The organism is Thiopseudomonas sp. SA1F2-1K, assembly GCF_057443035.1.
In genome coordinates, this window is record NZ_CM172014.1 from 1639962 (window position 1) to 1656249 (window position 16288).

Annotated in this window: 13 protein-coding genes and 1 tRNA gene; 4 read left to right on the top strand and 10 right to left on the bottom strand. The window is 47.8% G+C overall.

What is annotated here, in order from left to right; translation table 11 throughout:
• Positions 1–147: 147 nt before the first annotated feature.
• Positions 148–891 (bottom strand): 23S rRNA (guanosine(2251)-2'-O)-methyltransferase RlmB, encoded by a 744-nt coding sequence (gene rlmB / locus AC2T15_RS08005; RefSeq protein WP_053101515.1) that lies wholly within the window; start codon positions 889–891, stop codon positions 148–150.
• 7 nt (positions 892–898) lie between these two features.
• Entirely contained in the window at positions 899–3421 is a 2523-nt protein-coding gene (gene rnr / locus AC2T15_RS08010; RefSeq protein ID WP_486777987.1) for a ribonuclease R, read from the bottom strand.
• 173 nt (positions 3422–3594) lie between these two features.
• Between rnr and AC2T15_RS08015 the strand changes: the two genes are divergently transcribed.
• Positions 3595–3681, top strand: a tRNA-Leu gene (locus AC2T15_RS08015).
• A gap of 265 nt (positions 3682–3946) precedes the next feature.
• Here the strand turns inward: AC2T15_RS08015 and AC2T15_RS08020 are convergent.
• The gene (locus AC2T15_RS08020) at positions 3947–4426 is read right to left on the bottom strand and encodes a YajQ family cyclic di-GMP-binding protein (protein ID WP_053101514.1); all 480 of its coding nucleotides are present in this window, start codon (positions 4424–4426) and stop codon (positions 3947–3949) included.
• A gap of 135 nt (positions 4427–4561) precedes the next feature.
• On the opposite strand from AC2T15_RS08020, the gene AC2T15_RS08025 reads away from it, so the two are divergent.
• Both AC2T15_RS08025 and AC2T15_RS08030 read left to right on the top strand, forming a co-directional pair.
• Complete coding sequence (locus AC2T15_RS08025; RefSeq protein ID WP_486777988.1) at positions 4562–5479, top strand: 2-dehydropantoate 2-reductase; 918 nt, start codon at positions 4562–4564, stop codon at positions 5477–5479.
• A gap of 35 nt (positions 5480–5514) precedes the next feature.
• Positions 5515–6099: a cob(I)yrinic acid a,c-diamide adenosyltransferase gene (locus AC2T15_RS08030; RefSeq protein ID WP_486777989.1), complete on the top strand. Its 585-nt coding sequence runs from the start codon at positions 5515–5517 to the stop codon at positions 6097–6099.
• Here AC2T15_RS08030 and AC2T15_RS08035 read toward each other — a convergent pair.
• The 3 genes from AC2T15_RS08035 to secA all read right to left on the bottom strand — a co-directional run bounded on the left by AC2T15_RS08035 (position 6094) and on the right by secA (position 11187).
• Positions 6094–7044, bottom strand: coding sequence for a Nudix family hydrolase (locus tag AC2T15_RS08035; RefSeq protein WP_486777990.1), 951 nt, complete (start codon positions 7042–7044; stop codon positions 6094–6096). The genes AC2T15_RS08030 and AC2T15_RS08035 overlap by 6 nt on opposite strands.
• Before the next feature lie 71 nt (positions 7045–7115).
• Positions 7116–8333, bottom strand: a complete 1218-nt coding sequence (gene argJ, locus AC2T15_RS08040; protein ID WP_486777991.1) for a bifunctional glutamate N-acetyltransferase/amino-acid acetyltransferase ArgJ — start codon at positions 8331–8333, stop codon at positions 7116–7118.
• A gap of 118 nt (positions 8334–8451) precedes the next feature.
• Positions 8452–11187 carry a preprotein translocase subunit SecA gene (gene secA, locus AC2T15_RS08045; protein ID WP_486777992.1) on the bottom strand — a complete coding sequence of 912 codons (2736 nt, stop codon included), beginning with the start codon at positions 11185–11187 and terminating at the stop codon, positions 8452–8454.
• Between the two features lie 222 nt (positions 11188–11409).
• Here secA and AC2T15_RS08050 point away from each other — a divergent pair, with 222 nt between their 5' ends.
• Positions 11410–11877: a DciA family protein gene (locus AC2T15_RS08050; protein ID WP_053102144.1), complete on the top strand. Its 468-nt coding sequence runs from the start codon at positions 11410–11412 to the stop codon at positions 11875–11877.
• A 43-nt stretch (positions 11878–11920) separates the two neighbouring features.
• Here the strand turns inward: AC2T15_RS08050 and lpxC are convergent, their stop codons facing one another.
• The 4 genes from lpxC to AC2T15_RS08070 form a co-directional block, all read right to left on the bottom strand.
• Positions 11921–12835 (bottom strand): UDP-3-O-acyl-N-acetylglucosamine deacetylase, encoded by a 915-nt coding sequence (lpxC, locus tag AC2T15_RS08055; protein ID WP_486777993.1) that lies wholly within the window; start codon positions 12833–12835, stop codon positions 11921–11923.
• 105 nt (positions 12836–12940) lie between these two features.
• Positions 12941–14146 carry a cell division protein FtsZ gene (ftsZ, locus tag AC2T15_RS08060; protein ID WP_486777994.1) on the bottom strand — a complete coding sequence of 402 codons (1206 nt, stop codon included), beginning with the start codon at positions 14144–14146 and terminating at the stop codon, positions 12941–12943.
• Positions 14147–14192: 46 nt separating this feature from the next.
• Positions 14193–15416 carry a cell division protein FtsA gene (gene ftsA / locus AC2T15_RS08065; RefSeq protein ID WP_486779030.1) on the bottom strand — a complete coding sequence of 408 codons (1224 nt, stop codon included), beginning with the start codon at positions 15414–15416 and terminating at the stop codon, positions 14193–14195.
• Positions 15417–15469: 53 nt separating this feature from the next.
• The gene (locus AC2T15_RS08070; protein ID WP_053101505.1) at positions 15470–16288 is read right to left on the bottom strand and encodes a cell division protein FtsQ/DivIB; all 819 of its coding nucleotides are present in this window, start codon (positions 16286–16288) and stop codon (positions 15470–15472) included.

Genomic DNA, 16288 nt, shown 5'->3' on the forward strand with positions numbered 1-16288 from the left:
AGTTGCTCCTTACGGATGAAGCCTGCTGGACCCTCCAGTCAGGCAAGGAGAGATAAACTCGTTAAATTTGCCACCTGTAAAAACGCATTTTTAGCAAGTTGCAAGGCGCAAAATTATACGCGCAGTCGACTTAACAAGCAAGCCTTGCTATTGATGACGTTGGCGCTGAGCTTCAAATAAACACACCCCAGTGGCCACCGAAACGTTAAGACTACTGACGCTGCCAGCCATTGGTAGTTTAACTAAAAAGTCGCAGTGCTCGCGAGTTAAGCGGCGCATGCCCTTACCTTCAGCGCCCATCACCAGCACTTTATTGCCTGTTAAGTCTTGCTGATAGAGAGTTTGTTCAGCTTCACCCGCAGTACCCACTACCCAAAAACCTTGTTGGCGCAGCTTTTCTAAGGTGCGTGCAAGATTAGTTACACTGACTAGCGGCATCACTTCTGCCGCGCCGCAGGCCACTTTACGCACCGTAGCATTTAACGTTGCCGACTTATCTTTGGGCACAATCACTGCCAGCACTCCGGCTGCATCAGCAGTACGAATACAAGCGCCAAGGTTATGTGGATCAGTTACCCCGTCCAACACTAAGAGCAAAGCAGGCGTTTCTTGCTGTTCAAGCAAGGTTTCCAGCATTTGCTCACTCCATACCTGACTTGGGCTTACCCACGCCATGACGCCTTGATGCACCACATCTCCTGCTTGCTCATCAATCTCTTGACGGCTGCACTGCTGCGTTGCGACTCGCTCATTTCTTGCTAGCTGCAAAATCGCTTGTACGCCTTGCTCATTACGCCCCTCAGCAATCAGCAGCTGCTTGACCCGCTTAGGGTGATGGCGCAACAAAGCTTCCACTGCATGGATGCCGTAAATCTTTTCTAAATCACTCATGAATTCATCACTTACTCTGTTTTTTAACCGGACGCTTACGCACGCCTCGCTTGCCATTAGCCGGACTACCTGATTGCTCTTTAGCTCCAGATTTAGTGCTCGGCTTACGCGTTAACACTTCCGACTTCACCGCTTTACGATCTTTTACCACTATTTTTTGCTTGGCGGGTTTAGCGCGTACCTTTGCACTAGGCTGTGCAGGCTCTGAGGCCACCGATGTATTACGCTTAGGCTGAGTTTTTGCTTTACTGGCGCTGGTTACTTCAGTCATTTCAAAGTCGATCTTGCGCTCATCAACATCCACCCGTGCTACCTGCACATTAATCGCATCACCTAATCTAAAGCTGCGCCCCGTACGCTCGCCGGTTAATCGGTGATACAAGGGATCAAACTGATAGTAATCACCCGGTAACGCGGTGATATGCACCAATCCTTCTACGTAAATATCTTGCAACTCAACAAATAAGCCAAAGCCTGTCACCGCAGTTACAATCCCGGCAAAGCTGTCACCGACTCGATCCAGCATGTATTCGCATTTTAACCAGTTCATCACGTCCCGCGTAGCCTCGTCGGCGCGCCGCTCAGTGGCGGAAACATGCTCACCAATACCGTCTAGCTGAGCATCATCGTACGGATAAATGGTGGCTTTAACTAAGCTGCTGGCACCGACCCGTTGCACATGCTCACTGGCTCGCCGCGAGCGGATCACACTACGCACTGCACGGTGATTAATTAAATCTGCATAGCGCCGAATCGGCGAAGTAAAGTGGGTATAAGCTTCGTAATTTAGGCCAAAGTGGCCTAAGCAATCGGGGCGATAATCGGCCTGACTTAGCGAGCGCAGCATCACCGTTTGAATTAACTGAAAGTCTGCCCGACCTTGAATTTTCTCAAGCAGCGCTAAGTAATCTTTAGGTGTAGGTGCCCCCTTACCTTTATTAAGCTCTAAACCCAAGGTGCCTAAAAAGCCGCGCAGTTTTTCTAACTTTTCTTCTGGCGGACTATCATGCACCCGATACAAGCCAGGCAGTTTATGATCTTGTAAAAAGCTAGCCATCGCCACGTTCGCACACAGCATGCACTCTTCAATTAAGCGGTGGGCGTGATTGCGTTCGGTCGGGACGATTTGTTGAATTTTTCGATCATCACCAAAGATGATGCGTGTTTCTCGGGTATCAAAGTCAATCGCTCCGCGCACCTGACGCTGCTTAATCAACGCTTTATACAGTGCATACAGCTGCGTCACAGGCTCCACAGCCACTGCATGCTGTTGCACAAACTGCGCTGCCTCAGCAGAACGTGGCCGCTCCAAGAAATGACTCACTTCGGTATAGGTCAAGCGGGCCTTAGACTGAATCACCGCTTCATAGAACTGATAATCCAGCATTTTTCCGGCCCGTGAAATAGCCACCTCACAGACAATCGCCAAACGATCCACCAAGGGGTTCAGTGAGCATAAGCCATTAGATAATACCTCTGGCAGCATAGGGATCACTTGCTCTGGGAAATAGACCGAGTTACCTCGTTCTTGGGCCTCTTTATCTAGCGCCGAGTCAAGCTTAACGTAATGCGAGACATCAGCAATGGCCACATATAAAGTCCAGCCACCGCCTGCCGCGCGTCCATCATCAGCACGCGCCTCACAGTACACTGCATCATCAAAATCGCGGGCATCCTCACCATCAATTGTCACTAACGGCAAATGGCGCAAGTCCACACGCTTGGCGATATCGCGCGCGCTCACCTGATCTTTAAACTTACGAATTTCTGCCAACACTGCCTTCGGCCACTCATGGGGAATATCGTAATTGCGCAGGGCCACTTCAATTTCCATGCCTGGCGCCATGTAATCGCCTAATACCTCAGTCACATTTCCTTGAGCTTGGAATCGAGAGGTTGGCCAGTGTGTAATTTCCACCTCAACTAATTGCCCAACCTCTGCTTGATTGCTGCGGCCTGGGCTAATCAGAATTTCTTGCTGCATGCGGCTATTGTCTGGCACTACAAAGCCAATGCCATTTTCTTCGTTATAACGCCCGACCAACGTACTGTGCGCTCGTTGCACCACTTCAGCAATCGCCCCTTCCCGGCGACCTTTACGATCAACACCCACTACTCGGGCTAACGCTCGATCCCCATCAAATACGAGGCGCATCTGAGTAGGGCTTAAAAATAAATCTTCCCCTTCTTCATCGGGGATTAAAAAGCCAAAGCCATCTCGGTGGCCACTCACTCGGCCCAACACTAAATCTAATTTATCGACCGGCGCATAGGCACCACGACGGGTATAGACCACTTGCGCATCACGTTCCATCGCACGTAAGCGACGGCGCAAGGCTTCAATATCTTCTTCACTTGTTAAACCAAACTCAGCACATAACTGCTCACGGTTTGCTGGTGCACCACGATCAGCTAAATGCTGCAAAATTAATTCCCGACTAGGAATAGGGTTTTCGTATTTTTCCGCTTCACGCGCGGCCTCTGGATCCAGAGTTTGCCAATCGGCTTTCAAATTATATTCACCTTTCATGTAAAAGCGCCTAGCCCTGCTAAGCGTTATGTTTTTGTTATTAAGCCACAATCAGACCCTAGTTAACTGAATAAATTGCTTTACTGCAGTTTTTTATCAGAAAAGGGTTTACAAAGTGCTGCTGCAGAATTATATTGTGCGCCGTTCAAGTTACAACTTAAAGTAACGAACAAGCCCAGGTGGTGAAATTGGTAGACACGCTAGCTTCAGGTGCTAGTGACCTTACGGTCGTGGAAGTTCGAGTCTTCTCCTGGGCACCATTTCAATAATGTTATACCTCGCAACACACTCTCCCCGCATAGCTAAAGCCCAGCAAAATCAAGCAAAGCATAAAAACATGCAGCAGCCTATTTAGCAGACTAAAAAGCGCTATAACCTTTGTCGTCTTGTATCCCTCTTGTATCCGCCTTTAACGCCTTAACTCTGTATGCTTAGACACGCTGGTAACAGCTAGGCTTTCAATCAAGTTCCACTTAACCACCTGATTAAAAGCCTACCTTTACTTACTCACTGTGCGCTACTTGCTTAGTCACGGAAGTTATTAAACTGCAGCGGTAAACCAAAGGACTCACCACGTAAAAAAGCGATCACTTCTTGTAAATCATCGCGCTTTTTACCTGTAACCCGCACCTGCTCACCCTGAATCGCTGCTTGCACCTTTAGCTTGGCTTCTTTGATCCGCGCCACAATTTTTTTAGCCATTTCTTTATCAATCCCCTCTTTCATGGTGACTTCTTGTTTCATCACCTTGCCTGAGGCGTAGGCTTCTTTGACTTCCATGCAGTCAATATCAATTTTACGCTTAGTTAGCGCCAGCTTAATAATTTCTACCAGCTGATCCAGCATAAAATCGGCATCTGCAGTCAGAGTGGCGGTTTTATCTTTAAACTCAATTTGTGCTTTATCTTTAAGGTCGTAACGGCGCTCAAGCTCTTTAGCGGCATTGTCCATTGCGTTTTGTAGTTCGTGTTTATCTAGTTCAGAAACAATATCAAACGAAGGCATAGCCCCTCCTCAATCCATCTTCAATGCGTTGTACCGACCAAGTAACTCCAGTGAGCTACTGACAGCGGTGCGGGTTTGCGTCATTATAGCCAACTCTCTGGCTTTAGGGGTGCAAAGCACTAGCTGGCGTAAACTATGAATACTGACGTTTCTACCATCCATTGGCATATTTTAGGGGCCGGCAGCTTGGGCTGCTTATGGGCTGCCCGCCTCGCACAAGTAAAGCAGTCGGTGCATCTTATTTTACGCTCAGCTGAACGACTGCAAGCATTTCCAGGCCAAGTGCAATTAACCACCCAGCACACTTGCCAGTCACTCGCCCTCACAGCGGAGCTAGCTGATACAAGCCAAACGCCTATCACCCACTTAATTGTGGCCTGCAAAGCGTACGATGCACTCACTGCCATTGACTCAATTGCTCCACGCTTAGCGGAAAATGCCTGTATTATTTTGCTGCAAAATGGCTTAGGCAGCCAACAAGCAATCATTCAGCGTTATTACAAGCAGCGCATAATAGCCGCCTCAACCACCGATGGTGCCTATCTAACCGCCCCCTTTCAAGTGACTTGGGCAGGGCAAGGCCTAACTCAGCTAGGCGACTTAAATCACTTAGGGCAAGCAGCCCCACACTGGCTTGAGCTTTGGCAAACAGCCGGGATTGATAATCAATGGAACCCCCAAATTTGGCACGCCCTGTGGCTTAAATTAGCAGTTAATTGTGCGATTAATCCGTTAACTGTTTTACATCAGTGCCGCAATGGTGAGCTACGCCAACAGGCTAGCCAAGTAAACGCCTTGATCCCTGAACTAACCCTACTGCTTAAACAAGCTGAGGTGCCGCTGCAACCTAATCAACTGCACCAGTTGATTTGGCAAGTAATTGAGCAAACCGCCAACAATACCTCCTCGATGCTGCAAGATGTACAACAACAACGCCCAACAGAAGCCGTGTTTATTACTGGCTTTGCCTGCCATTATGCCCGCAGCCAACAACTTGCCGTACCCCACCTCAACGCACTGCATCATGCCTTAATTGAGCAACTGACATATTAGCTATCCCTACTCTATTTATCCCTTAGGAGCACACCATGAGCTATCGTTTAAGTAAAATATATACGCGTACGGGCGATAACGGAGACACTGGGCTAGCCAATGGACGCCGCGTGGCGAAAAACCATGCACGGATAGAGGCAATCGGTGAAGTAGATACACTTAACTGCCATTTAGGTTTGCTGTTGGCGGAATTATCGACAACCCACAGCACTCACCCAGCACTTACTGCAGTCAGTGCCGGTTTAAGTCTATGCCAACATCGATTATTTGATCTCGGCGGCGAACTGGCCATGCCTGAGTATCAGGCGCTAGACAGCCATGAAATTCAGCGGATTGAGCAGTTGATTGATCACTGGAATAGCGAAGTCGGTCCACTGACTGATTTTATTTTACCCGGTGGCTCTATTGCTATCGCCCAAGCCCATTTATGTCGCAGCGCCGCCCGTAGTGCTGAACGGCGCGCAATCACCCTGCACCAACTCGAACCCTTGCGCAGTGAGCTATTAATTTACCTGAACCGCCTCTCTGACTTATTATTTGTCGCCGCTCGAGTGATCGCTAAACGCCAAACCATTAGCGAGGTGCAATGGCAGGCAGCGCCAGCGCCTAATAAGTCATAAAGCGTTAGGCCAAAACCCGCGAATAGCCGCAATCCCTTGGCCGCCAGCGATCAAAACTTCTGCTTGTTGAGTCGGCGCTAAACCGCCTAACCAATACACCGGACAATTCGCTTGAGCAGTTAAATGAGTGGCCTGCGACCAGCCAAGGGCCGCTTGCTCAGGATGACTAGCCGTAGGGGCAACCGGTGATAAGGTAATAAAATCTACCTGCAACTGCTGTGCCTGCTCAACTTCTATTAAGTTATGACACGAAGCTGCCAGCCATCCTCCCGCTAAACTCGCACGCTGTGCTGGGGTTAATTGCAGCAATTCAGTAGCGGTTAAATGAAAACCTACGTTTGCCGAAGGCGCTATGGTGAGTTGCTCTGGGTGCTTTAGCATCCACTGTACCGTTGGCCAGCGCGCAATCACCTGCTGTGCCAATGCCTGATAATCGGCAATTGCCAAGCTCGGTGCTCGCAATTGAATTAAAGCCGCGCCCCGCTCAATCGCCACTGCCAACCCTTCTAACAATTTCGCCACAGGAAGATCAGGGGTAATCCAATACTGCCTCGGTAATTGTAATGCTCGTAGAATCGGTTGATTAGCCGCTGGAAACGAATAATCCTGTAGCTGGCTAGGTTCTACCCAGCGAATCGGCTGACCTTCTGCCCCCACAGCCTCACCTGTAAAGCCTGTTACTTGCCAGACCGCTAACACTACGGTCAAATCTGGATAGTGATAGCGCAAATTAATCAGCGGCTCACATTGCGTCACAGTGATCGATAATTCTTCATCCAGCTCACGCTTGAGTGCATCGATCGCCTCCTCGCCTGGATCCAACTTACCGCCCGGAAACTCCCATAATCCACCCTGATGCTTATTACTTGGCCTAAGTGCTAACAACACTTGCTGCTGTGCATTACGAATAACCCCGACTGCGACCTGTACTTCTGGCTTTGCCATTGCCTTTACCTATAGTGATTCAACAAAAAGGGCAGCTCAGCTGCCCTTAAGTTCAATGCTTTGCCTCACGCTTAGGAGCGATATTCAGCGTTAATTCGTACATACTCATGGGATAAGTCAGTGGTCCAGATAGTTTCATCACAACTCCCACGTCCCAGCTCAATGCGAATGTCGATTTCTGCCTGCTGCATTACCGCCGCTCCTTGCTCCTCTAGATAACTAGCTGCTCGTCCACCGTCTTGCACGATCTGTACTTCGCCCAAATACACCTGCACAAGACTGATATCCAAATTAGCTAAGCCTGCATAGCCAATAGCTGCCACAATCCGGCCCCAGTTAGGGTCTGAGGCAAAGAGCGCTGTTTTGATCAAAGGCGAGTGTGCCACTGCATAAGCTACATCTAAGCTTTCTTGCGCTGTAGCACCGCCATTCACTTGTACCGTTACAAACTTGGTAGCTCCCTCGCCATCACGCACAATAGCTTGCGCTAGTTGCTTGGCTACGCTAAAAATAGCCTCACGCAATTTATGATAAAGCGTGCCTTCCGCCTTTTCCAAAGTAGGCATCGCTGCTTGCCCTGTGGCCACCAAAATACAGGAGTCATTGGTTGAGGTATCGCCATCAATGGTAATGCGGTTAAACGACTGATTAGTGGCATCCAGCAACATATTTTGCAAAATTGGCTGTGCAATCTTTGCATCAGTCGCAATATAACCCAGCATAGTCGCCATGTTTGGCCGAATCATGCCAGCACCTTTACTGATGCCGGTTACCGTTAGGGTGACACCTTCATGCTCAACTTGCAGACTCGCCCCTTTAGGCAACGTATCGGTGGTAAGAATTCCTTCAGCAGCCAGCGCCCAATTATCTTCTGTTAAATCAGCAATCGCCGCGGGCAAAGCCTGCTCTATCTTGTCGACTGGTAATGGCTCACCAATTACCCCAGTAGAAAATGGCAACACCTGCTCTAGGCTACAACCTACTTGACTAGCTAATGCCTGACAGACAGCATTAGCGGCAGCTAACCCTGGCTCACCAGTAGCCGCGTTAGCATTTCCAGTATTAGTCACTAGATACTGCACCGGCTGCTGCATACGTTGTTTTGCCAGCAGTACTGGAGCGGCACAGAAAGCATTTTGGGTAAACACCCCAGCTACCGTTGAACCTGGCGCGCAACGCATTACCACAAGGTCACGACGTCCTACTTTTTTAATACCGGCACTTGCAACGCCTAACTCAAATCCTGGCACCGGATACAGTGTGCCTAAAGGTTTTAATCCCACCGCCATGACCAACCTCCTTCAAGGTTTTGGATAACGCCTACGTGTAAAATACGACTAATTTAAGATAAAAACGCCGCACTCGAAAACTTCGGTGCGGCGTCAAAAATCAACAGCTACGGCTTAATTAACTAATTTTACCGCAACAGTGTTTATACTTTTTGCCCGAACCGCAAGGACAGGCATCATTGCGCCCAACTTTCGGTCCATCACGCTCAACCCGCTGCAAACCTGCAGTCGCTTGCTCTTCTTCAGCCGAAACTGGATTACCTGCTTCATCTAACTCTTGATGCTGATATTCCATCTGCTCTGCTAACGCAGCAGCCTGCTGGCGTAAACGTTCTTGCTCTTCTTCAGGATCTTCCATGCGCACTTTAACATGACTTAAAATACGTACGGAGTCACGCTTGATCGACTCAATTAAGTTCTGGAACAAGTTAAAAGATTCACGCTTGTACTCTTGTTTTGGGTTCTTCTGCGCGTAACCACGTAAGTGAATTCCCTGACGCAAATGATCCATAGTGGCTAAATGATCTTTCCACAGATCATCAAGCACCCGTAATACAATCTGCTTTTCAAAGCCACGCAGCGCTTCTTCACCTGCCAGCTGTTCTTTTTCACGATAAACCGCCACTAACTCAGCCTTAATACGCTCAACCAAGGTCTCTTCATAGAGGCTGTTATCTTCGTCTAGCCACTGCTGAATCGGCAACTCAAGAGCAAAATCAGTTTTTAAGGCTTCTTCAAGGCCGGCAATATTCCACTGCTCAGGTAAAGATTGTGGCGGAATATGCTCAGCTACTGCTTCGGTCAACACCTGCTCCGCAAACTCAGCCACGGTCTCTTTAATGGTATCAGCCTCTAATAAGCTATTGCGCATATGATAAATCACTTTACGCTGCTCATTAGCCACATCATCGTATTCAAGCAATTGCTTACGAATATCGAAGTTACGGCCCTCTACTTTACGCTGCGCTTTTTCAATAGCATTGGTCACCATCCGGTGCTCAATCGCCTCACCTGGCTTCATACCTAAGGCTTTCATAAAGTTTTTCACTCGATCCGAAGCAAAGATACGCATTAAGTTATCTTCTAAGGATAAGTAAAATCGGCTCGAACCGGGGTCACCTTGACGACCAGCACGACCACGTAATTGATTATCAATGCGGCGCGACTCATGGCGCTCGGTTGCAATGACATGCAAGCCACCGGCTTCAATTACTTTCTGATGACGGACCTGCCACTCTGCTTTAATCGCTTCGATTTGCGCTTCAGTTGGATTTTCAAGAGCAGCCGCTTCTACTTCCCAGTTACCGCCGAGCAAAATATCGGTGCCTCGACCCGCCATGTTGGTGGCAATCGTCACTGCGCCTGGACGACCTGCTTGGGCAATAATTTCCGCCTCAGAGTCGTGGTGCTTAGCGTTAAGTACTTTATGTTCAATACCTTCGCGCTGCAGTACGCTGGAAACCAGCTCAGAGCTTTCAATTGAAGCGGTACCTACCAGTACCGGACGACCTTGTTTTTGGCAAGCCAAAATATCTTCAATAACAGCCTGATACTTTTCTTCTTGGGTTAAAAAGACTAAGTCGTTGTAATCAATCCGCGCAATCGGACGGTGCGTTGGAATCACCAAAACATCGAGGCCGTAAATCTGACGGAACTCAAAGGCTTCAGTATCGGCAGTCCCCGTCATTCCTGATAATTTGTTATAGAGGCGGAAATAGTTTTGGAAGGTAGTAGAAGCCATGGTCTGGCTTTCGGGCTGAATCTGCACCCCTTCTTTGGCTTCAATTGCTTGGTGTAAACCTTCAGATAAGCGGCGACCCTGCATAGTACGCCCAGTGTGCTCATCCACTAAAACAATTTGCCCATTTTGAATGATGTACTCAACGTTTTTATGAAACAGGGTGTGCGCCCGTAAACCAGCATAAACGTGGGCTAATAAACCCAAATTGCTCGGAGCATAGAGTGTTTCACCTTCAGGCAATAAACCACGTTTCACCAGCTCATCTTCAATAAACAAGTGGCCTGCCTCATTAAGCTCGACCTGACGGGTTTTCTCATCTAACGAGTAATGGCCTTCCTGGGTGACAACTCCTGGCTCTTCCTCTAAGTGACGCTGCAACAAAGGAATCAGCTCGTTCACCTGCTGATACAACACCGAGCTATCATCTGACTGACCAGAAATAATTAATGGCGTGCGCGCTTCATCAATCAGAATTGAGTCAACTTCATCAATCACCGCAAAATTCAATTCACGCTGGTATTTTTCTTCTAAGCTAAACGCCATGTTGTCGCGTAAATAGTCGAAACCAAATTCGTTGTTAGTTCCGTAAGTGATATCACAGGCATAAGCACTGCGTTTTTCTTGTGGATCCTGAAAAGGTAGTACCACCCCCACAGATAATCCTAAAAACTCATACAGTGGACGCATCCAGTTAGCATCACGGTGAGCTAGGTAATCGTTTACCGTGACTACGTGCACCCCTTTACCAGCTAAGGCGTTCAGATAAACGGCCAACGTCGCCACTAGGGTTTTACCTTCACCGGTACGCATCTCGGCAATTTTGCCTTCATGCAGCGCCATACCACCAATCAACTGCACATCGAAGTGACGCATTCCCATCACCCGCTTGCCCGCCTCACGGCAGACAGCAAAGGCTTCTGGAAGAATTTTATTTAGCGTTTCACCTTGATTGAGGCGCTCGCGGAACTCAATCGTTTTTGCTTGTAATTGCTCATCCGATAAAGCCTGCATTTGCTCTTCGAGGGCATTTACTGAACGCACGGCTTTTTGCATGCGTTTCACATCGCGATCGTTTTTACTTCCAAAGACTTTTCTTAATAAAGGCGCAAACATATAAACAACACTTCCATAGTTGGAATGACGGCACGAAAGGCTAATTTCACCCGTGCAAAAAAGACCATTCTACCCTGAATTAACCTGAATGGCAGTAACTTGATGCATCCTACAATACATGGGGATTGATTGACTGTTTTCAAGGAGCTGCTGCAATTTCCTGCTAACGCTTTATACTAGAAACCCTCGTTCCTCCCGATTGTCAGCTTAATGAGCATACCCATGAAACGTCGGCCACATTATGCAAAAGATGGCATTAAACTCCTCACCAACTCTCAACAAATCACCCAATTACTGCAGGTCAGCCAAGATCAAGCTGCATTAGCGGCCGTGTTTCAGCAATATTTGCAACCAGCGGCCCGTGAGTTTTGCAAACTCTCAAGCTTTAATGGCCACACCCTCACCATTGCCGTGTACAACAGCATGTGGGCTACTCGTTTACGCTATCAACAGCAACGCTTACTCACCCAATTACGTGCCACCGAAGCCTTTGCTAAGCTCGAGGTGATTCAGTTTAAAGTCATGCCGCAGTATGAACAATCAGCGCCACTTAGTGTAGCCGAACCGCAGCCAATTCCCGCCTCCGCCTCACAAACGCTAGCCAATGCCGCCAAGCAAGCTGAGAACCCCGAGCTAAAAGCCACCTTATTACGTTTAATCGGCCAAAACGAAAAAAGCCACTCATCATGAATGGCTTTTTCTATTAGGCAATGCGTTACAGCTTCTATCTCATCTAGCCGGCTACACTACTAGGCTTAGAGTAAGAGATCGGTGCTTGACTGGCATCCTCAAAGGTAACGACTTCCCAAGCATCCGGCTGATCTAACAGCTCACGCAACAGTACGTTGTTCAGCGCGTGTCCCGACTTATAGCCTTTAAACTCACCAATTAAGCTTTTGCCTAGTAAGTACAAATCACCAATTGCATCAAGAATTTTGTGTTTAACGAACTCATCTTCATAACGCAGACCATCTTCGTTAAGTACTTCGAACTCATCCACCACAATCGCGTTATCAACACTGCCACCTAAGGCTAGGTTCTGTGAGCGTAAAAATTCGATATCACGCATAAAACCAAAAGTACGCGCACGACTCACTTCTTTTACAAACGAAGTGCTAGAGAAATCAACGCTGGCCACTTGGGTTTTATCTTTGAATACGGGATGATCAAAGTCGATTTCAAAGCTAACTTTAAATCCTTCAAAGGGTAAAAAAGTAGCGCGTTTGCCATTATCTTCCACCGTGACCTCACGCAGAATACGAATAAACTGCTTTGGTGCTTCTTGCTCTTGCAAACCGGCTGATTGGATTAAAAACACAAAAGGTCCTGCGCTTCCGTCCATGATTGGAACTTCCGGTGCCGACAGTTCAACATAAGCATTATCAATGCCTAGTCCAGCCATGGCAGACAGCAAGTGTTCAACTGTATCCACCTTAACGTCACCATTGACTAAGGTAGTGGACATGGTTGTTTCACCCACATTTTTTGCTAAAGCAGGAATTTCTGCCACTGGATCTAAATCCATCCGGCGAAAAATAATGCCAGTATCAATCGGAGCAGGTTTTAATGTGAGATAAACCTTTTCACCTGAGTGCAAGCCGACACCAGTGGCGCGGATAGTATTTTGTAATGTACGTTGTTTAATCATGACCTAAGCCGGGCAATTTAACGTTGCAAGTAGTTCTAAAGTGGCGGCATCTTAACAGATAAGATGCCGCTACGGACAACTAAAGCAGAAGATTAGGGTTTCTACTTAGTCAGCTTGACGGCGTAAAAATGATGGAATGTTTAGCAAGTCTAAGCTTTGCTCTTTCTCTGCCGCAGGATGAGCTTGAGTCGCACGTACACTGCTAGCGGCACCTGCAGCACTACGACGCTTATTGCGTAGCGCTGGTGGTAAATCGTAATAATCCTCACCATAAGCTTGTGCACTTACTTCCGGCATCTCAGTAATAGGATGCTCAGCTGTTGGCACTTCAACAATCGCCGCTTTTTTCTCTGGGTGCTCATCTAAACCGGTAGCCACTACAATCACATGCAGCTCATCGCGCATATCAGGATCAATCGCACTACCCACTTTAACGTTAGCATCAGATGCAGCAAACTCAGCGACAATGCGACCTACTTCATTGTATTCGCCCAAACTTAAGTCAGGACCAGAAGTGATATTAACTAAAATACCCTTAGCCCCTTTTAAGTTAATGTCTTCTAATAAAGGGTTTTGAATCGCTTGCTCGGTGGCCTCACGGGCACGATCAGCGCCTGATGCTTTACCGGTTCCCATCATCGCCATGCCCATCCCACCCATAATGGTGCGAATATCAGCGAAGTCGACGTTGACTAAACCGGGGCGTTTAATAATGTCTGAGATACCGCGCACCGCGCTAGCTAATACATCATCCGCTTTGGCAAAGCCATCGAGCAAGGTGGCGTCTTTACCTAAGATCGTCAGTAGCTTTTCGTTAGGAATCGTAATTAGCGAGTCAACGTGTTGCGCTAGCTCTTGAATACCCGCATCGGCAATTTGCATCCGCTTATTGCCTTCAAACATAAAGGGACGCGTTACTACGGCTACCGTCAAGATACCAAGCTCTTGCGCGATTTCGGCAATAATTGGTGTTGCCCCTGTGCCTGTACCTCCTCCCATACCGGTGGTGATAAAGACCATGTCGGTACCACGTAGTACTTCCATAATCCGCTCACGATCTTCTTCAGCCGCTTTTTTCCCTACTTCAGGGTTAGCACCAGCACCCAAACCTTTAGTGACCGAAGTGCCTAATTGTAAGATAGTTCTAGCCTTAATACTTTGCAGAGCCTGCGCATCCGTATTGGCACAGATGAACTCAATCCCTTCAATATTGTTCGCCAGCATATGATTAACCGCATTACCGCCGCCGCCGCCGACACCTACCACTTTGATGACTGGAATATCCGGAGTGTTATCAACAAACTCAAACATGACTTCTCCTACCTACTGGTGCAATGCGCTGAGCGCACTGATAAATTTAAAATGTTTTCGCAAAATAGCTTTTCAGCTTTTGTACCAGCGAAGGCTCTTTTTTCGAGTGATCTGGCTGGTGACTAGTATTCTCAATAGCTGCTTCCTGGGCCTTAGCGCCATATAAGAGCAGCCCAACTGCAGTGGCATAGGCTGGGTTATGCACAATGCTTTCCATATCCTTAACCCCTGATGGGTAAGCTAAGCGTACTGGCATGCGGAAAATTGCCTCAGCCAACTCCACAGCGCCTTCCATACGCGCTGTACCACCGGTCAATACAATACCCGCTGGAATAAAATTTTCATAACCGCTACGTTTGAGCTCGTCATAAATCAGCCCAAACAACTCTTCGTAGCGCATTTCAATAATCTCAGCCAACGCGACACGAGAGATTTCACGGGGAGGACGATCACCCACACTCGGCACTTTAATGGTTTCATCAGCTTGTGCCAGTTCAGCTAAAGCACACGCATAACGCTGCTTGATTTCTTCCGCATATTGGGTAGGTGTACTCAGCGCCATGGCAATATCACTGGTTACCTGATCGCCCGCAATGGCCAGCACATGCGTATGACGAATGGCGCCTTCGGTGAAAATCGCCATATCTGAGGTGCCTGCACCAATATCAATCAAGCACACACCCAGTTCTTTCTCGTCTTCAGTCAGCACAGCTTCAGCGGCAGCTAGCTGCTCAAGCACTAAGCCATCGACTTCGATTTCACAGCGCTGAACACATTTTTCTACGTTTTGCGCCGCATTCTCGGCACAGGTCACTACATGCACCCGAGTTTCTAGCCGCACACCAGACATACCACGTGGGTTACGCACCCCTTCCTGATTATCAATAATGTACTCTTGGGGCAGCACGTGCAAAATTCGCTGGCTGGCTGGCAAAGCAACTGCTCGCCCTGCCTCTAATACGCGCTCAATATCTGCTTCGCTGACTTCTCCATCACGAATGGCCACAGAGCCGTCAGAGCCCTGACCACGCACGTGATTACCGGCCAATCCCACATAGGCTGAGTGAATATGGCAGCTTGCACTTTGCTGGGCTTCACTGATCACCTGCTTAATGGTTTGTACAGTGGAGTCAATATTGACAATCATGCCTTTTTTCAGACCACGGCAAGGCTTAGAACCCATTCCAACAATGCGAACGGCTCCATCAGCACCCACTTCTCCAACCAATGCGGTTATCTTTGAAGTACCAATGTCTAATCCAACAATCATTTTTTGGCTGCTCTCACCTGAACTCACACTTGCTCTCCACTTAGCCCGCAGGCTTATATATCGCTTACGCTAGTTGATTTTTTCGTGACTGCAATGCCTTTTGGATATCGCAAATCAACCCGCGCCACATCATCACTGGTATCATTTAACTCAGTTTGATAAAAATAAATAAAGCGCTTAACTTTCTCTTCCGTTTGATCACGCCCTAATTCAATTTCTAAACCCGTATTAGTGACTATAAACCAGCTGCCGCGTTCACGCATTTCAATACGGCTAATGGACTGATTAATTTTACTTAACAATCCATTAATTAGCTCGTAATTATCCATTACTTGTTTAGTAGAACGATTAGGCCCTGATAATAAAGGTAACTTTTGATAACTTTCCATCTCTAATGGCTGAAAGGTTTGTCCTTTATGGTTAATCAAGGCTTTTTCACCCCATCTGGCCACCGGTACTTGCTCTTGCATTTCAATTAATACCGTATCTGGCCACACGCGACTCACTACCGCTCGCTCGACCCAAGGCATATCATCAATAACATCGGTGATAGCCTGTAAATCCAACTCAAAGAAGTTAGAAGATAAATAAGGCGCTAACCGCTCTTCTACTGCTTTTTGGCTAACATAATCTAAATTGCCATGCACCCGTACATGTTGAATGGGCACAATGTACTTCTCTTTTAAAATAAGTGCGCCCTGATACAGCGCAAGAAGTACCACTACCACTACCAGTGTTTTAAATATTCGAACTAAAAGATCCACCACCGTGGAGGACAACTTAAACGATAGCTTTTTCGACGGTGGTGCCGCACTCGTATATAACGGCGTGGCGCCACGCCGATTAGCAGTAACTTTAGTCCGATGATTCAT

Excerpts from the sequence above, each read along its gene's own strand:
- rlmB (WP_053101515.1), bottom strand. The coding sequence starts at position 891 with ATGAGTGATTTAGAAAAGATTTACGGCATCCATGCAGTGGAAGCTTTG.
- rnr (WP_486777987.1), bottom strand. The coding sequence starts at position 3,421 with ATGAAAGGTGAATATAATTTGAAAGCCGATTGGCAAACTCTGGATCCA.
- secA (WP_486777992.1), bottom strand. The coding sequence starts at position 11,187 with ATGTTTGCGCCTTTATTAAGAAAAGTCTTTGGAAGTAAAAACGATCGC.
- AC2T15_RS08070 (WP_053101505.1), bottom strand. The coding sequence starts at position 16,288 with ATGAATCATCGGACTAAAGTTACTGCTAATCGGCGTGGCGCCACGCCG.
- argJ (WP_486777991.1), bottom strand. The coding sequence starts at position 8,333 with ATGGCGGTGGGATTAAAACCTTTAGGCACACTGTATCCGGTGCCAGGA.
- ftsZ (WP_486777994.1), bottom strand. The coding sequence starts at position 14,146 with ATGTTTGAGTTTGTTGATAACACTCCGGATATTCCAGTCATCAAAGTG.
- ftsA (WP_486779030.1), bottom strand. The coding sequence starts at position 15,416 with ATGATTGTTGGATTAGACATTGGTACTTCAAAGATAACCGCATTGGTT.
- lpxC (WP_486777993.1), bottom strand. The coding sequence starts at position 12,835 with ATGATTAAACAACGTACATTACAAAATACTATCCGCGCCACTGGTGTC.
- AC2T15_RS08020 (WP_053101514.1), bottom strand. The coding sequence starts at position 4,426 with ATGCCTTCGTTTGATATTGTTTCTGAACTAGATAAACACGAACTACAA.
- AC2T15_RS08030 (WP_486777989.1), top strand. The coding sequence starts at position 5,515 with ATGAGCTATCGTTTAAGTAAAATATATACGCGTACGGGCGATAACGGA.
- AC2T15_RS08025 (WP_486777988.1), top strand. The coding sequence starts at position 4,562 with ATGAATACTGACGTTTCTACCATCCATTGGCATATTTTAGGGGCCGGC.
- AC2T15_RS08035 (WP_486777990.1), bottom strand. The coding sequence starts at position 7,044 with ATGGCAAAGCCAGAAGTACAGGTCGCAGTCGGGGTTATTCGTAATGCA.
- AC2T15_RS08050 (WP_053102144.1), top strand. The coding sequence starts at position 11,410 with ATGAAACGTCGGCCACATTATGCAAAAGATGGCATTAAACTCCTCACC.